Source organism: Kribbella sp. NPDC051952 (genome assembly GCF_040680855.1).
Taxonomy (GTDB): Bacteria; Actinomycetota; Actinomycetes; order Propionibacteriales; family Kribbellaceae; genus Kribbella.
Genome location: NZ_JBFAXQ010000002.1, coordinates 1 through 15121, shown reverse-complemented (window position 1 = coordinate 15121; position 15121 = coordinate 1). Strand labels below are relative to the sequence as shown.

The window sequence follows — 15121 nt, the reverse complement described above, 5'->3', positions numbered from 1 at the left end:
TCCTCAGTCGTTGATTGAACGGTGTGCAGTTTGCTTGAACAGTGTGCAATGCTAATTGCACGGTGGTCAAGTCCTGCACGGTGTTCATGAAACGGCTACAGTGAAGGCCGACGAGGAGGTTGTTGATGGCGACCGAGGAGTACGCGTCCGTCTGGACCCGGCCCAAGCGCGGCCGGCGACGTGAGCAGCCGGCGCTCAGCCAGGAGCAGATCGTGGCCGAGGCCCTCAAGCTGCTGGACGCCGACGGCCTGGAGGCGCTCTCCATGCGCAAACTCGGCGCCAAGCTCGGCGCGGTTGCCACCGCCGTCTACTGGCACGTCGCCAACAAGGAGGAGCTCGTCGAGCTCGTCGTCGACGAGGTGTACGCCGAGATCGAGGTCCCGGAGGTCGCCGAGGCGGCCGGCTGGCGGGCCGCGGCGGAGTCGTCCGCGCGCAGCATGCGGGACATGATCGTGCGCCACCCGTGGGTCGCGCCCACGCTGGCCGAGGTCGGGATGAACTACCTCGGCCCGAACCTGATGCGCGTCTCCGACCAGCTGCTCGGCGTCTACCAGGCCGCCGGCTTCGAGCTGACCGAGGCCGACAACGCCTCCAAGACCGTGCTCGGTTACGTCATCGGTGTCGCGTCGGTCGAGGCGGCGACGATCAGCAAGCTCAACCGCAGCGGCAAGACCTGGGCCGACTGGCGGGCAGCGGTGTGGCCGGCCGCGGTGCAGGCGGCCGAGCCGTTCCCCCGGATGCGAGCCCTGTACGCCGCGTACGACAACGCCGACCTGGAAGCGGGTTCGGAAGACGCCTTCAGCTACGGCCTGAACCGGATCCTCGACGGTCTCGAAGCCCGGCTGGCCTGATCGCTGCCTAGACTCCATCCATGCCCGAGGACGCGCAGGCGATCAGCGATACCCAAGACGCGATCTACGTGTCAGACATCCAGCCTTCGTCCGCTGGTGATGCTCCCCGGGCGGCCGGAGAGCGCCGGAGCGGGCGGACGAGCGAGTCGCGCGGCGAAGAGCGCCAGGAGGCCCGGGGGCGTTCCGGCCCGAGCGCAACCGAGGTCCCGGTCAAACGCAGCGAGCGCACGGCCGCCCGGCGCGAGGAAACCGGTGCCGACGCAGCCGACGACCCCGCCCTCGATGACGGCATCGCCGCCGAGGACGCCGCCATTCCGCCCGGCCGACGACCCCAGCTGGTGCGCGATCGGGCCCGGGGCCTCGGCCAGGGCACCCGCCAGTCCCCGTCCCGCGGACCCAAGACCCCAGGACCCCGCGGCCTCTGACAAGACGGCCCAAGATGTGACCCTGACCGAAGATGTGGCCCTGGGCAACTAATGCCCAGGGCCACCTTCGGTTCTAACGGGAAATGGTCACCTCGGAGCCGAGCCGCGCGGACTCGTAGATCCCCGACAGCATCCGCGCCATCTCGAGCCCGTGCTCGGCGGTGGCGTCCGCCGGGACCTCCCGGCGGCAGATCTGCAGGAAGTGGTCGATCTGGTTGGCGAACCCGACCGCGAAGTCGAAGCCGAGCGAGTCGATCTGCGGCTGCATGTGCAGCAGGGTGTCGTGCCGCTCGGTGATCATCAGCAGCTCGGGCTCGATCTCCGCCCCACCCTTGGAGCCGTGGATCTTCACGCTCGTCGAGTTCCGGGCGTGCAGCGAGTACGACGTGTCCACGTCGAGAACCGCCCCACCCTCGAACCGGATCTGCGCGGTCGCATAGTCCTCGACGTTGTTCACCCGCGTCTCGGACGCGGCCCGGTACCGGGTCAGGTGCTGGATGTTGTCGCGGGCACCGAGCTTGGAGAACGTCGCACCCGACACCGAGACCGGCGCGGGCATTCCCATCAGGTACCAGCACAGGTCGATGATGTGGACACCGAGGTCGATCAGCGGACCGCCTCCGGAGACAGCCACGTCACCGAACCAGCCACCCGGGTTGCCGGCGGCCCGGATGATCGTGGCCCGCGCGGCGTAGATGTCGCCGAACTCGCCCTCGTCCAGGAACCGCTTGGTGACCAGGGCGTTCGGAGCGAACCGCCGTACGTAGCCGATCTGCAGTGCCTGCCCGGTCTCCTTGGTCGCCCGGACCAGTGCCTCGGCCTCGGCGACGTTCACCGACATCGGCTTCTCGACCAGGACGTCCTTGCCGGCCCGCAGCGCCGCCTCGGCGAACTTGGCGTGCAGGAAGTTCGGCACGCAGATGCTCACCGCGTCGACGGTGTCGTCGGCCAGGATCTCCTCGACGACGTCGGTCGCCCTCGGGACTCCGAACTTGTCGGCCTGCGCCTTGGCGCGGGTTTGGTCGATGTCGCACACGGCGACCAGTTCGGCCTGCGGATTCTTCTGGTAGGACAGCAGGTGCTGGGTGGCGATGGAGCCCACCCCGATGACAGCAATTCGGGTCGTCATGTCAGGCGGCCTCCGCCAGTCGCAGGATGTTGTTGAGCGAGCGCTCGATCGCGTTCAGGGGCGACTCCAGGCCCTCGAACTCCAGGCTCACCGGTACGTCGGGCTTGGTGTTGACCAGCGCCAGTAGACCGGCCAGGTCCAGGTCACCGTGCCCGGAGATCGTGCCGAGCAGGTAGTCGCCGGCCAGCGTCTTCAGCCAGCCGTCGCCGGCGGACCGGCGGATGTGGAAGTCCTTCACGCCCACGGAGGCGGCGATGTCGATCAGTCCGGCCGCGGTCTTCCCCGGCACCTCGCCGACGCAGAGACCGTTGCCGAGGTCGAGCGTGACCCGGAAGTTCGGGCGGTCCACGGCGTGCACGAGCCGGGCCAGCCGGTCGCTGCCGTTCATGAAGAAGCCGTGGTTCTCGATTGTCGACACGATGCCCAGCTCCGCGGCGTGGTCGGCGACCGCACGGCAGCCTTCCACCACCTGCGCGAACGTCGACTCGAACTCCCCCGGGTCCTGTTCCCGCCATGACCACGGCGCGACGTCATGCCGGAAGACGCTGGCGCCGAACCGGTGCGCGACGTCCAACTGCCGGCGAAGGCGGTCGATCTCCTTCTCCTCCGCCGCCCGCAGGTCACCGCTGACCAGGTAGTTCACGATCGGTACGCCGATGTCCTCGGCATGCTTGGCCGTGTCGCGGACGACCTCGTCGTGCTCCAGGTAGTACTCGCCGTCCATTGCGGCGATCTCGATGTGCCCGGCCGGCGATGCCTTGATCCAGTCCAGGACAGCGATCAGGTCCATCTCGCCGCTCGTCATGAGCGAGCGGAAACAGTACGAGCTGACTCCGAGCTTCACTTGGTGGTCCTCTCCAGGGAATGAGGGATGTCGTGCGTGATCCGGGTCCACGGACTGGGGAAACCGTGGACCTGGTAGATGCCGGAACTGAAATGGTCGAACGCAGTGCCGACCGCCCCGAGCACCACTGCCTCGCGGCCCAGGGCCGACGAGACGAACGGTGGACGCTCGGGGAAGACCAACTCCTTCTCGACCGCGGCCTCGAGCGGACGCAGCAGTACGTCGCTCTCCGGCGGGAGCCCACCCCGCACGACCACGATCTCGGGATCGACGACCAGCAGCACCGTCGCGACGCGTACGGCGATCTGTGCGCAGAAGTCCTCGATCTCCGCCTGGGCATCCGCGTCACCGGCAGCGGCTGCCCGCAGGACAGCCTCACCGGTCGGCTGCGACGTCCAGGTCAGCTGCCCGCGCTGCGCGTTCCGCGTCCAGCGCATCCCGCGTTGCGCACCGAGTTCGCCGGCGAGGCGGTGGCGTCCTTGCCGGATGACGCCGTTCAGCACGATCGAGACGGACAGGCGGTGACCGATCTGGAGGTAGACGACGTCGGAGTACCCGCGGCCGGCGCCGCCACGTTGCTCGGCCAGCGCCGCCAGCTTGATGTCGTTGTCGACGGCAACCGGACGGCCCAGGTCCTGGGAGACGAGGTCCGCGACCGGCAGGCCGACCAACTCGGGCAACGCCAGGCTGGCCCGAAGCTGTCCGTTCGTCTCGATCACACCGGGCAGAGCCACACCGATCGCCCGGAGCCGCTCGAGGTCGACCGAGCTCTCCTCCGCCACGGTGTGGATCGCCCGCTGGATCACCGAGACACCACCACGCCGATCCGGCTTCAGCTCGGTGTAGCCGAGCCGGCGGCCGGACAGGTCACAGATGATCGCCCGCGCACCGCGCGGTCCGAGGTCCACGCCGGCCACCAGCCCTGCCTCCCGAGCGAACCGGAAGGCCCGTGCCGGCCGCCCCGGCCCGACAGTCGACGGGTCGGTTGCCACCACCAGACCGGTCTCGAGGAGGTCGTCGAGGACGGCGTGCACGGTGGGTCGCGACAGCCCGGTCTGCTCGCTGATGACGCCGACCGTCTGCGGGTCGTCCGTCCCGGCCAGCAACCGCAGGCAGGCGACCTGATTCGCCGATCGCTCCGCCTGGGCGGCACCTCGCACTGTGTCCATCGCCCCAACCCGTTATGCAACCGGCTTTATTAAAGACCGTAGCAGAATGGTCCGGACGGTGGCAACGAATCTGTTCAGCGCTGCAGGATGGTCCGCTCGACGACCGTCCACGTGGTGGTCGTGAGCAGGTAGAGCCCGGCGGCAAGCGGCACGAATGCGACCGTGAGCAACGTGCCGTACGGCATCAGCCGCGCCAGACCCCGGGTCAACGGAGTCGCGGTCTCGTCGAGCTGACGGAGCTGCAGTCGGGCCGAGAACCACGCGACCACCGCCAGCAAGACCGCGAGTACGACGAACGCCGGGGTGCCGGTGAAGACCGGCCAGTGCAGGCCGAGCGGTGCGCCGAGAAGGCTCCCGCTGATCAGCTGGTTCGACTCCCCCGCCACGACCGCGCGGGAGAACAGCGTGTACATCAACCAGAAGAACGGCAGTTGCGCGAGGGTCGGCAGGAATCCGGCGAAGAGCGTCGTACCCGACTCCGCCTGCAGCCTGGCGATCTCGCGCTGCAGCCGCTCCGGATCACCACGATGGCGATCACTGAGCTTCTTCACCTGCGGCATCAACTCGGCGCGGGCACGCGTCCCGCGATGAGCCCGCACGCTGAGCGGGACGAGACAGAGTCGTACGACGAGAGTGCACAAGACGATCGCGATCACGGCGGCGAAGCTGCCGGTCAGCGGTTGGATGGCGGTGACGAGGGATGTGAGCACGTGATAGGCACCGGCGACCGGTGCCTCCAGGAAAGAAGGCACAGCAAGACTCCACGAGTGAGAAGGAACGGGTAGCGAGGAAGTCCGCTACCGTCCAGGTGCTCGTGGACGTGGCCGGCCGGCGGCGTCCGGATCACAGAGCCGGAGAAAGACGGTCTGCTCGGCGCGATCGCGCAGGGAACTCGCCCGCGCGAGCAGCGGCGCCGCCGCGGGTGCCGACGTACGGGCGACGAGGAGCAGAGTGAACAGCAAGGCCGCCGCCGTGAGAACGGCGGCGGCCAGAGTTGCCGTATCCAGAACAGGCATCACCAGCGCGACCGCGCCCGCGAATGCCTGCCCCAGCATCATCAGTCCAGGTAATCCCGCAGGACCTGCGAGCGGGACGGGTGCCGCAGCTTCGACATCGTCTTCGACTCGATCTGCCGGATCCGCTCCCGGGTCACGCCGTACACCTTGCCGATCTCGTCCAGCGTCTTCGGCTGGCCGTCGGTCAGGCCGAAGCGCATCGAGACCACACCGGCCTCGCGCTCGGACAGCGTGTCGAGAACCGCGTGCAGCTGCTCCTGCAGCAACGTGAACGAGACCGCCTCGGCCGGAACGATCGCCTCGGAGTCCTCGATCAGGTCGCCGAACTCGGAGTCACCGTCCTCACCGAGCGGGGTGTGCAGCGAGATCGGCTCACGGCCGTACTTCTGCACCTCGATGACCTTCTCCGGGGTCATGTCGAGCTCCTTGGCGAGCTCTTCCGGAGTGGGTTCGCGACCGAGGTCCTGCAGCATCTGCCGCTGCACCCGGGCCAGCTTGTTGATGACCTCGACCATGTGGACCGGGATCCGGATGGTCCGGGCCTGGTCTGCCATCGCGCGGGTGATCGCCTGCCGGATCCACCAGGTGGCGTACGTCGAGAACTTGTAGCCCTTGGTGTAGTCGAACTTCTCGACCGCACGGATCAGACCGAGGTTGCCCTCCTGGATCAGGTCCAGGAACAGCATCCCGCGGCCGGTGTAGCGCTTGGCCAACGACACCACCAGGCGCAGGTTGGCCTCGAGCAGGTGGTTCTTCGCCCGGCGGCCGTCCTCGGAGATCCACTCGTACTCGTCGCGGACCTTCTCCTTGAGCTTGGCGGCCTCGTCACCGATCTGCTCCTCGGCGAACAGGCCGGCCTCGATCCGCTTGGCGAGCTCGACCTCCTGCTCCGCGTTCAGCAGCGGGACCTTGCCGATCTGCTTCAGGTAGTCCTTGACCGGGTCCGCGGTGGCACCGGCGACCATCACCTGCTGCTCGGGCTCGTCGGTCTCGTCGGCCTCGGAGACGACGAAGCCCTCGTCCTCGGTGAGCTCCTTCTCCAGCGGCTTGACCGCGTCCGGGCTGAAGTCCGCCTCGTCCACGTCGTCCAGCGCGCGCGGCTTGCCGGTCTTCGGGTCGATCGCCAGACCAGCCTCGGAAACGGCCTTCTTCGCCGGCGCCTTCTTGGCGGCGGCCTTCTTCGCGGCGGGGATACCGTCCTCCTTGGTGCCGGCGGCCTTGGCCGCAGCCTTCTTCACGGCCGCCTTCTTGGCAGCTGGTTCGGTCACTCGGGCGCTGGTCCTCGGAGCCGTGCTGCGGGCGGTGGCGGCCACGGCCCGGGCTGACTCGGCGGGAAGATTCTCGGACGAGCTGGACGACACGAATTACCTCTCGTCTGACGCAGGGTTTGTACGGCGGTACGACGTTGTGGGACTGATGGTGGTGCCATAAGTACTGCGAGTCTTTTGGGAACGACTGTTCGCCGCTGCTCGCTGGTCAGGCGGCGGCAACACTACATTGTAATCCGCGAACCAAGCCCAGGCGTCGCGCGACCCCCCGAACGACACACACAGGCCCCCACCGCGTGGGTGTCCCCGCGCAGGTAGAGGCCTGATCGTGATCGTGTCAGCGTTCGTCGGTTGCCCTATCCGTTGCGAGTCTGCCGCAGCGGCCGCGCCACCACGCGCTGCCGCACCAGCTGTTGTTCCTGTTTGAACTGCCGCACCTTCACCAACGATGCCACGTCGATCACGTCCGCGACGGACTTGTACGCGCCGTCCTCGCCGTACGGCTCGGACGCCTCACGCCAGCCGCGCGGGCGGACCTTGAGCTGCTTGCCGAGCAGCGCGACGAAGATCTTCGCCTTCTGCGCGCCGAACCCCGGCAGGGCCGACAGCCTGGCCAGCAGGTCGTCCCCAGACTTCACATCGGACCAGAGCCCCGAAGCGTTACCGCTGTACTCCTCGTCGAGGTGCTTGGCCAGCGTCTGGATCCGGGCGGCCATCGCGGTCGGGAACCGGTGCACGGCCGGCGGGCCGGCCACCACCTCCACGAACGCGTCCGGGTCGTAGTGCGCGACCGTGGCCGGGTCGAACGGACCGTCCATTCGTTGCGCGATCGAGACCGGGCCCGCGAACGCGCGCTCCATCGGAATCTGCTGGTCCAGCAACATCCCCACCAGCAGGGCGAAAGGATCTCTGCTCAGCATGTCGTCGGCGTCGGGCTGCTGTGCGAGGCACAGCTTCTTGCTGCGTGTCGAAGTCACCTCAGTCCTCCCCTTCTTCGGCTTTCACAGCCAGCACGGGACACGGCGCATCGAGCAGCACCCGCTGGGCGTTGCTGCCGAGGATGAGTTTGCCGACCGGGGACCGGCGCCGAAGGCCGATCACGATGAACTCCGCGTGCACCTGCTCGGCGACGGCCACCAGGTCCTCCGCCGGATCGAGTCCACGCACCAGTTGCCGCACCTCGTAGGGCACGCCGGTCGAGTCGAGTTGTTCCCGTACTTCCGTCAGTGCGGCGTCGCTCGCCGCGGCCTCATCGCTGTCGAAGCTGCGTCCGCCCCGATGCGAGTTCACCACCACCAGCTTGGCGTCTCGAAGCGTTGCTTCTTCCGCCGCCCGCCGAAGGGCCGCACGGCCCTCCGCCTTCGGCACGTAACCCACGACGATGGTCGTCATCGCCCTGCCTCACCTCCGGGTGTCGTGTCGACCCGTCTCGAACGATACTGCTCCCGACCGTGGTCGGCATCCGCTGCCTTTACACCTGTTGTGTCGCGGCGGTGACGGTCAGCTGATCCTGGCGCGGTGGCCCCAGTACTACCCGCGACAGTTCTGTCTAACCTTCCGGTGCGCACACCTTTGCAGGGCTGTCACCCAACGCGCCACCCCTGTAGTCCGGGTCGTTATCGAACTCGTCGACCCAGTTGCCTTGGGCAAGGTCGCCCTCAGTACCCGGGATGTACGCACGGTTCCGCCCCAGAGACCCCGGTTCCGTGCGCACTGTCCATCGTTGTCGAAAATAACTAACCGGTTCAGTCCACCGGCCACTCGTGCACAGGCGTGTTCTCGTGCATGTGATCGCTGTAGCGGCGAAGCATTCCACGCAGCGCGTCGCGCCGGTCGTGCGATCCCTTTGTATACAGTCGATGAAACTCATCGGCCTGCCACGACGCTCCGTTGCGGTTCGTCAGGCAACGCTGCTCGATGATTCCCAGCAGCCGATCACGCACCGCAGTATCGACTCCCCACGCGTCGAGACCGCTGGAAGCCAATGGCAGAAGGCGTCTTAGCACAAGCTCGGTCGCGCGCGCCGTACCGACACCCGGCCAGAACACCTCGGCGTCGATACCGTTCTTGGCCGCCTCGTGGAAGTTCTCCTCGGCCGCACTGAACGACATCTGCGACCAGATCGGCCGCTCGTCATCGGCGAGTGCGCGGACGAGTCCGAAGTAGAACGCACCGTTCGCGATCGTGTCGACAACTGTCGGTCCCGCGGGCAGTACGCGATTCTCCACGCGCAGATGGGGTTTCTCCCGGACAACGTCGTACACAGGCCGGTTCCAGCGATAGATCGTCCCGTTGTGCAACCGCAACTCCGAAAGGGCCGGCGTGTCCCCGCGATCGAGAACGGCGATCGGATCCTCCTCGGACGTCACAGGGAGCAACGCCGGGTAGTAGCGCGAGTTCTCCTCGAAGAGGTCGAAGATCGAGGTGATCCATCGTTCACCGAACCAAACCCGCGGCCGGACGCCCTGGGTTTTCAGTTCGTGCGTCCGCGTGTCGGCGGCCTGCTCGAACAACGCGATGCGCGTTTCGCGCAGTAGCTCCTTACCGAACAGGAACGGCGAGTTCGCACCGATCGCGAGTTGTACGCCGGAGATCGCCTGCGCGGCGTTCCAGTACCGGGGGAAGGCCTCCGGTGTCACCTGCAGATGGAACTGCGTCGACGTACACGCGGCCTCGGGCACGATGCTGTCCGCGGTCACCTGCAACCGCTCGATGCCGTCGATGGAGATCTGCACGTCCTCGCCGCGGGCGGCGAAGATCTGATCGTTGAGCAAGGCGTAGCGCGGGTTAGTGCTGAGTGCCTCGCGATGGATGTGCTCGGTCAGCAGCGTCGGCAGGATGCCGACCACCACCATCGACGACCCGGTCCGGGCCGCCTTCTCCTCGGCCGCGTTCAGGCTGTCGCGGATGTTGGCTTCCATCGTGTCCAGCCCGATGCCGTCGATCTGCCCGGGCGGGACGTTGATCTCGATGTTGAACTGGCCGAGCTCGGTCTGGAACGCGTCGTCCTCGATCGCGCTCAGCACCTCGGAGTTCTTGAACGCCGGGTCGTACTTCTCGTCGACCAGGTTCAGTTCGATCTCGATCCCCGTCATCGGCCGCTCGGGCGCGAACCGGGCCTCGCGCAGCATCCGCGCGAAGGCGTCCAGATTGCGATGGACCTGATTGCGGAACGCGGTCCGGTCTGCCCGGGTGAACTCGACCCGGTCGACTTCCTCACCCATTGCGCCTCCCCTAGGTGGCTACTGGCCTCAGTGTGCCTGAAGGTGCCCATCGATGGGGTGCGCAATCGCGTGGTGGGATCCGAACCGCCGGATCAGTCGGGGTAAACGTCCGGGTCCGCCGAAACGGCCGGCGGCGTGCGCCGGGGCAACGAGAGGTCCGAGTGAGCGGCCTCGGCCAGGTCGCGGCACCGCGCGAAGCCGATCCCACCGGACGCCTGGGCGTACTCGATCAACGACCGCAGCGCGAGCAGCCGGCTCGGGCGGCCGGACAGGAACGGGTGCAGGCACAGGTTGAACAGGCAGCGGTAGTGCCGCATCGCGTCGAGCTCCGCCGTCCACATCTCCAGCACTTTGCGCGGCGACTCGATGACGGACCCGATCTGCGGCGACGGCAGGTACGCGTACTGCTCCCAGTCGTCCAGCGACCAATGCACCGGCAACTCCGCGATCGACCGGTCCGCGACCTCGAGCAAATACGGCCGGTCGTCGCCCATCAAGGACGAGTCGTAGGCCAGGCCGTGCTCGGCGATCAGCTCGAGCGTGACCCGGGTGGCGTCCCACAGCGCGGCCCGGTGCCCGCGGATCTCGATGCCTTGCGCAACGAACACGTCCAGCGCACGTTCGAAGTCGGCCCGCTCCTCGGCCGCGCTGAGCGTGGTCGGCGCCCGATGGCTGTACGAGTGATGCGCGACCTCGTGGCCGTGCTCCACGATCGTCGCCGCCAGCCCCGGCCGCTGTTCAGCCACCCAGCCCGGAACGAAGAACGTCGCGGGTACGCCGAGCTCTGCCAGCAGCTCCAGGATCCGGGGTACGCCGACGTCCGGGCCGTACGCCTGGTGCGACATCGTCATCAGATGGTCCGCGTAGCGCCGGCCGGCGGCCAGGATCGGCGTCTCCGCATCGACGTCGAAGGTCAGCGTGACGACGGCCTGCGCCCCGCCGTGCCACGTCGGGCTCGTCATGACCGGTCAGTCTGCCACTGCTTCGCGTTGGCCAGCGTCGCCGCCGGCTGGAGCATCCCGTGATCGAACCGCTCGAGCCGATCGTCGTTCGCGAGCCGCCGGGGCAGGTCGGGATTCGCCAATGCGCCGCGCCCGATCGAGACCAGGTCAGCGTGGCCGTCGGTGAGAATCCGGTCGGCCTGGTCCGGGTCGTGCATGCCACCGTTCGCGATCACCGGCAGACCGCTGACCTTGCGGGCGAGACCGGTGATCGTCTGGCCGCCCTGCAGTCGCGCGGTCTCGAGCCAGTCCCGGCCCTCGCTGGCGATGTGCAGGTAGTCGATGCCCTGAGCGGCCAGCCGCTCGAAGATGATCCCGGCATCGTAGGTGCCGCCCGGCCAGCGGTACTCGAAGTCGTTCACCTTGGTCTGCGACAGCCGCACGCCGACGATGAAGCCGGCCGGCGTCGCGCGGACGATCGCGTCGGCAACCTCGGCCGTCAGCCGGATCCGGTGCGCGACCGGTCCGCCGTACTGGTCCGTGCGCTGGTTCGTGTAGAGCGTCAGGAACTGGTCGAGGAGATAGCCGTTGGCGCCGTGGATCTCCACACCGTCGAAGCCCGCCTCGTGAGCCCGGACCGCGGCCGCGGCGAAGTTCTCGATCACCTGGTCGATCTCACCAGCGGTCAGTGCCCTCGGCATCGGCCACGGTCCCTGTCCGCCGTACTCGGGCAGCATCTGGCCGAGCGGCTGGACAGCGGACGGACCGACCAACTCGGAGCGGTGCGGATTGCCCTGCGAGATCGCGCCCGCGTGCATCAACTGGGCGACGATCGGCCGACCGGCCGCGTGGACCCGGCGAACGACCTCCCGCCAGCCCGCCACCTGGGCCGGCGTGCTGAGCCCCGGCTGGTTCAGATAACCCTGGCTGTACGACGAGTCGGGATACGTCCCCTCGGTGATCACCAGGCCGAACCCGCCCTCGGCGAACCCGGCGTAGTAGTCGGCCATCTCGGTCGTCGGTACGCCGTCCGGCGTCGCGGAGACCCGGGTCATCGGCGCGACGGCGAATCTGTTCGCCAGTTCGACAGCACCGAGTCGGGCCGGTCGCAGGGCGGGGTGGACATCAGTCGTGGTCAGCTCCATACCTGAACTTCAGCAGCGATCGCGGCGGGCAGCGATGGATCAACCCACAAGATGCACCGCCCTTGCTGGATGATCGTCCACTGAACGCCGCGCTGCCGCCTGCTTGGGTGGAGCCATGCAGACAGTCGCTCGTACTCCAGTGCCCGCCCGGACCGGACGGGCCGTCCAGGTTCGGCGGGGTGATCACGTCCGCGTCGTCGACATCGCGGGCGGGCAGGTCGGCGACCTCTTCGCGTACGTCGCCTCGCCGTCGGGAGTCACCACCGAGCACCTGAGCGCCGCGCACACCAGGACCGCGACGAGCCGGCTCTTCCCGGCCATCGGCGAAGCCTTCACGACTGACCTGCGTCGCCCGATCCTCACCTTGGTCAAGGACACTTCGCCCGGTCGGCACGACCTGCTCATCGCGGCCTGTGACGACGCCCGGTACGCCGATCTCGGCGTACCGGATCATCCGTCCTGCGCGCGGAACCTGCGCGACGCGCTCAGTGTCCGGGTCGACGTCGTACCGCAGCCCGTGAACGTCTTCATGCAGGTGCCGGTCCGCGCCGACGGCACTCTGGACTGGTTGCCCGCGGCCACGGCTCCGGGTGACTCGATCACCTTCCGGGCCGAGCTCGACTGTGTCGTCATGGTGTCCGCCTGCCCGCAGGATCTGACCGTCATCAACGGTGCCCGGCCGACCGGTCTGGCCATCGACGTCCTGCGCTGACGATTACCCGGCCCCGGCCAGGTCGTCCGCCTCGAGGGCCAGGTAGAGGTCCACCCGGTCGTCCGTCCGCGCGACATCGCGGCCGGTGAGCTCGGTGATCTTCGCGAGCCGGTTCCGCAAGGTGTTCACGTGCACGTACAGCGCGGTGGCGGTCGCGGCGAACTGGCCGTCGTACCTCAGGAACGCGCGCAGCGTGGTTTCGAGCTCGCCGTCACGCAGCCTGTCATGCTCGCGCAGCGGGCCGAGCACGCCACTCGCGAATCCACGCAACGTGGCCGGGTCCTGCAGCCCGAGCAGCAATCGGTGCGTGCCCAGTTCCCGGAACGATGCGACCGCCTGCCCGCCCCGCCGGCGCCGAAGCACCTGGCATGCCTCCCGGGACTGCACGAGGGGTTGCCGCAACTCCCCCGCCGACGTCGCGATGTCGCCGAGCCCGATGACGGGCCGCCGGTCGGGGAACCGCTGTCGAACCGCGGCGCACAGGGCCTCGGCCAGCTCCTCGAGATCCTGCCGGGGCTGCTGCAGGACCGCGACCACGTCCTGGCTGCCGCCCGCGACGACGACCGCCAGGCCGTGGGTCAGGAAGAACTCGCCGATCGTCTCCGACAACCCGGGCACCGTCGATTCGGCGCCTTCGGCGAACGCGACCGTGAGCACCGCCAGCCGGCCCGAGGGATCCACCCCGAACGACCGGAGCCGGTCGGGCACCTCGGCGGCACGCTGGGCACCCGACAGGATCATGTCCAGCAGCTCGCTCGCGAACCGCAACTCGATCGCCTGGATCGCCTGCTGCTTGGCCACCTCGAGACTGAGGAAGCGGGCCGCCTGGTCGAGGGCGTCCTGCTGCGCCTTCGTCAGCGCGGTGACCGGCCGCAGACACAAGAGCGCCGCGTCCGTGTCGCCGACCGCACCGACCAGAAACACGGTCGCGCGGCCTTCGGTCCCACCCAGGTCGATCTCGAGCGGCGGCGGATGCCGGGTCAATCCCTCGGCCACCCGGCGGCGTTGGTCCGCTGACAGGTCCACCCCGGAGGACGCAAGCGGTCGCGCCATTCGGTCCACGACGGCCAGCGGTACGTCGTGCTCGCGCCGCAGGACCGCCAGGACGCCGGAGGCACCCGCGCCGTGCGAGATCGCCGACGCCAGCGCGTCGCCCCGCCGGACCATGCCGACCAGAGCCTCGCGGCGCTCGTCGGCCCGGAGCGTGGAAGCGGCCTCGGTCACGGCGGTGAACGGCACGGTAATCGAGATCTCGGCCAGCGGCAGCTGCTCGTGCCGGCAGGCCTCGATCAGGTCCGACGGTGTCACCGGCGTCGCCTCGCGCAGGCCGAAGACGAGGCCGGCGGCTCCCGCCTGCCGGACGCCGGCCGCGAAGGCGCCCGCGGTGGTCTCCCCCTGCCAGAGTCCGTTGGTCAGGACGATCTCGCCCGCCCGCACGTACGGCGAGGGGTCGGGCAGCTCGGTGCTGTGCACCCATAAGGCTTCCCGGTCGAGCGCACCGTCCGGGCCGGGGACCAGCAGGCGCAGTTCGAGCGCGGGATCGCCGATCAGGGCCGCGAGGGTCAGCATGAGGTGAACCTATCCAGCCGGCACCGGGTACACGATGAAGTGGTCGCTCTCGATCCGGGACGGGTCCGGGCCGGCCTCCTCGAGCACCTCGGCCAGCTCACTCAGTACGCCGGCATCGAGTTCCAGCTCGTGTTCGTCCGGGTGCTTGTCCGCACCCATCTCGAAGTCGCGGCCGGGTTCGCGGGTCAGCTCGATGTGCGCGCCGAGGATCCACTCGACCGGATTGCCCGCGGCAACGAACTCCGCCAGCCGGGTCATGCTCGCCCGGAACGCGGTCCAGTCGAAGACGTACAACCGGCCCGGGTACAGCGAGTCCCCGCTGAACAGCACCTTCGACGTCCGGTCGTAGACGGCGATGTGGGAGGCGTGGTGTCCCGGGATCGGGATGATGTCGAGCACCCGGCCGCCGAGATCGAGCTGGACCACGTCGTTCGGCCAGTCCGCGATCCCGAAGTACGTCGCCACGTCCTCCGCCGACTTGCCGACCACCTCGTCGAACTCGCCGTCGCCGCCCACATGGTCCCCGTGGCTGTGCGTGTGCGCGACGATCAACCGCTGACCGTCGAGCAGACTCTCGACCACCGGCCGCAGGGTCGCGTGGCCGGTGCCGGTGTCGAGCAACAGCGCCCGTTCGGAGCCGAGCAGCAAGTAGATGAACGGTCCCTCGAAGTTGGTCCGGAGCGACTGCCGGATGATCGCCGTACGGTCGTCGTACCAATGGATCTGGTGGTCATGCGAGAAGAACCATCCGTTTCATCCGGCCACCTTTCCCGGGCCGCTCAGCCCGTCGCGACCGGATTCGGTCACGACCGAAGCCCTCCACCCACC

Annotated in this window: 16 protein-coding genes; 3 read left to right on the top strand and 13 right to left on the bottom strand. The window is 68.4% G+C overall.

Translation table 11 applies throughout. The annotated features are described in order from the left end of the window. The first annotated feature begins 125 nt into the window (after positions 1-125). Positions 126-851, top strand: coding sequence for a TetR/AcrR family transcriptional regulator (locus AB0L70_RS04735; RefSeq protein WP_363680019.1), 726 nt, complete (start codon positions 126-128; stop codon positions 849-851). A gap of 20 nt (positions 852-871) precedes the next feature. Beyond that, a complete protein-coding gene (locus AB0L70_RS04730; RefSeq protein WP_363680017.1) occupies positions 872-1276 on the top strand; it encodes a hypothetical protein in 405 nt (134 codons plus the stop codon). A 73-nt stretch (positions 1277-1349) separates the two neighbouring features. Here the strand turns inward: AB0L70_RS04730 and AB0L70_RS04725 are convergent, their stop codons facing one another. The 11 genes from AB0L70_RS04725 to AB0L70_RS04675 form a co-directional block, all read right to left on the bottom strand. Further along, positions 1350-2405 (bottom strand): Gfo/Idh/MocA family oxidoreductase, encoded by a 1056-nt coding sequence (locus tag AB0L70_RS04725; RefSeq protein ID WP_363680015.1) that lies wholly within the window; start codon positions 2403-2405, stop codon positions 1350-1352. 1 nt (position 2406) lies between these two features. Then, on the bottom strand, positions 2407-3249 hold the full coding sequence (locus AB0L70_RS04720; RefSeq protein ID WP_363680013.1) for a TIM barrel protein: 843 nt from the start codon (positions 3247-3249) through the stop codon (positions 2407-2409). Continuing rightward, positions 3246-4418, bottom strand: coding sequence for an ROK family transcriptional regulator (locus AB0L70_RS04715; RefSeq protein ID WP_363680011.1), 1173 nt, complete (start codon positions 4416-4418; stop codon positions 3246-3248). The genes AB0L70_RS04720 and AB0L70_RS04715 overlap by 4 nt, the downstream gene beginning before the upstream one ends. Positions 4419-4492: 74 nt before the next feature. Beyond that, a complete protein-coding gene (gene yidC, locus AB0L70_RS04710) occupies positions 4493-5170 on the bottom strand; it encodes a membrane protein insertase YidC (RefSeq protein WP_363680009.1) in 678 nt (225 codons plus the stop codon). A gap of 45 nt (positions 5171-5215) precedes the next feature. Continuing rightward, positions 5216-5476 carry a DUF6412 domain-containing protein gene (locus AB0L70_RS04705; protein WP_363680007.1) on the bottom strand — a complete coding sequence of 87 codons (261 nt, stop codon included), beginning with the start codon at positions 5474-5476 and terminating at the stop codon, positions 5216-5218. Continuing rightward, a complete protein-coding gene (locus AB0L70_RS04700) occupies positions 5476-6795 on the bottom strand; it encodes an RNA polymerase sigma factor (RefSeq protein ID WP_363680005.1) in 1320 nt (439 codons plus the stop codon). Before AB0L70_RS04700 ends, AB0L70_RS04705 begins: the two co-directional genes overlap by 1 nt. Positions 6796-7058: 263 nt before the next feature. Next, the gene (locus AB0L70_RS04695) at positions 7059-7679 is read right to left on the bottom strand and encodes an HhH-GPD-type base excision DNA repair protein (RefSeq protein WP_363680003.1); all 621 of its coding nucleotides are present in this window, start codon (positions 7677-7679) and stop codon (positions 7059-7061) included. Between the two features lies 1 nt (position 7680). Further along, complete coding sequence (locus AB0L70_RS04690; protein WP_131337975.1) at positions 7681-8094, bottom strand: universal stress protein; 414 nt, start codon at positions 8092-8094, stop codon at positions 7681-7683. A gap of 353 nt (positions 8095-8447) precedes the next feature. Further along, complete coding sequence (locus AB0L70_RS04685) at positions 8448-9926, bottom strand: glutamate--cysteine ligase (protein ID WP_363680001.1); 1479 nt, start codon at positions 9924-9926, stop codon at positions 8448-8450. A 92-nt stretch (positions 9927-10018) separates the two neighbouring features. Next, positions 10019-10888, bottom strand: a complete 870-nt coding sequence (locus tag AB0L70_RS04680; RefSeq protein WP_363679999.1) for a polysaccharide deacetylase — start codon at positions 10886-10888, stop codon at positions 10019-10021. Beyond that, entirely contained in the window at positions 10885-12012 is a 1128-nt protein-coding gene (locus tag AB0L70_RS04675; RefSeq protein WP_363679997.1) for an NADH:flavin oxidoreductase, read from the bottom strand. The genes AB0L70_RS04680 and AB0L70_RS04675 overlap by 4 nt, the downstream gene beginning before the upstream one ends. A 115-nt stretch (positions 12013-12127) precedes the next feature. Between AB0L70_RS04675 and AB0L70_RS04670 the strand changes: the two genes are divergently transcribed. Next, complete coding sequence (locus AB0L70_RS04670; protein ID WP_363679995.1) at positions 12128-12724, top strand: urea carboxylase-associated family protein; 597 nt, start codon at positions 12128-12130, stop codon at positions 12722-12724. A 3-nt stretch (positions 12725-12727) separates the two neighbouring features. Here the strand turns inward: AB0L70_RS04670 and AB0L70_RS04665 are convergent, their stop codons facing one another. Both AB0L70_RS04665 and AB0L70_RS04660 read right to left on the bottom strand, forming a co-directional pair. After that, entirely contained in the window at positions 12728-14293 is a 1566-nt protein-coding gene (locus AB0L70_RS04665) for a helix-turn-helix domain-containing protein (protein ID WP_363679993.1), read from the bottom strand. Positions 14294-14302: 9 nt separating this feature from the next. Continuing rightward, the gene (locus AB0L70_RS04660) at positions 14303-14947 is read right to left on the bottom strand and encodes an MBL fold metallo-hydrolase (protein WP_363680906.1); all 645 of its coding nucleotides are present in this window, start codon (positions 14945-14947) and stop codon (positions 14303-14305) included. Positions 14948-15121: the final 174 nt, after the last annotated feature.

What these genes read in the sequence shown, in the direction of transcription:
- AB0L70_RS04675 (WP_363679997.1), bottom strand. Translation starts at nt 12,012, where the DNA reads ATGGAGCTGACCACGACTGATGTCCACCCCGCCCTGCGACCGGCCCGA.
- AB0L70_RS04715 (WP_363680011.1), bottom strand. Translation starts at nt 4,418, where the DNA reads ATGGACACAGTGCGAGGTGCCGCCCAGGCGGAGCGATCGGCGAATCAG.
- AB0L70_RS04735 (WP_363680019.1), top strand. Translation starts at nt 126, where the DNA reads ATGGCGACCGAGGAGTACGCGTCCGTCTGGACCCGGCCCAAGCGCGGC.
- AB0L70_RS04685 (WP_363680001.1), bottom strand. Translation starts at nt 9,926, where the DNA reads ATGGGTGAGGAAGTCGACCGGGTCGAGTTCACCCGGGCAGACCGGACC.
- AB0L70_RS04690 (WP_131337975.1), bottom strand. Translation starts at nt 8,094, where the DNA reads ATGACGACCATCGTCGTGGGTTACGTGCCGAAGGCGGAGGGCCGTGCG.
- AB0L70_RS04680 (WP_363679999.1), bottom strand. Translation starts at nt 10,888, where the DNA reads ATGACGAGCCCGACGTGGCACGGCGGGGCGCAGGCCGTCGTCACGCTG.
- AB0L70_RS04670 (WP_363679995.1), top strand. Translation starts at nt 12,128, where the DNA reads ATGCAGACAGTCGCTCGTACTCCAGTGCCCGCCCGGACCGGACGGGCC.
- AB0L70_RS04730 (WP_363680017.1), top strand. Translation starts at nt 872, where the DNA reads ATGCCCGAGGACGCGCAGGCGATCAGCGATACCCAAGACGCGATCTAC.
- AB0L70_RS04725 (WP_363680015.1), bottom strand. Translation starts at nt 2,405, where the DNA reads ATGACGACCCGAATTGCTGTCATCGGGGTGGGCTCCATCGCCACCCAG.
- AB0L70_RS04665 (WP_363679993.1), bottom strand. Translation starts at nt 14,293, where the DNA reads ATGCTGACCCTCGCGGCCCTGATCGGCGATCCCGCGCTCGAACTGCGC.
- AB0L70_RS04705 (WP_363680007.1), bottom strand. Translation starts at nt 5,476, where the DNA reads ATGATGCTGGGGCAGGCATTCGCGGGCGCGGTCGCGCTGGTGATGCCT.